Source organism: Streptomyces sp. SID12501 (assembly GCF_010550245.1).
In the GTDB taxonomy this organism is placed as follows: Bacteria; Actinomycetota; Actinomycetes; order Streptomycetales; family Streptomycetaceae; genus Streptomyces.
On sequence record NZ_JAAGLU010000734.1, the window covers coordinates 1 to 428 of the forward strand.

A 428-nucleotide genomic window follows, 5' to 3' on the forward strand; every position below is an offset into this window, starting at 1 on the left:
CCACCTCAAGCCCGGCAGCTACGACACCGTCGGGCTCATCGAGGTCCTCGAGCAGATGAAGGTGTTCTACCGCGGCGAGCGCGTGGTCCTGGTCTGGGACGGCCTGTCCGCCCACTGGAGCCGGGCGATGCGGGCCTGGGTCGCCGAACAGGACTGGCTCACCATGGAACGATTACCCGCCTATGCTCCCGAGCTGAACCCGGTGGAACTGCTGTGGTCCTCGCTCAAGAAGCGTGAACTCGCCAACCTCGCCGGCGACCACCTCACCGATGTCGCCGACGCCACCGAACAAGGCATCCACCGCATCAACAACAACCCCCAACTGCCATGGTCATTCCTCACCCACACCGGCCTCACCATCCACCCACCGAAATTACGAAAAGATCAGTAGTGCTGTGGTCGGCAAGGTTTGCCGGGTCGCGGTGTTC

The 428-nt window shown here is 63.3% G+C and carries 1 protein-coding gene; it reads left to right on the forward strand.

The features are described from left to right. Window positions 1–391 (forward strand): transposase (locus G3I71_RS48185; protein WP_203733197.1); only part of this gene is annotated, 391 nt, incomplete at its 5' end. Between the last annotated feature and the right edge of the window lie 37 nt (window positions 392–428).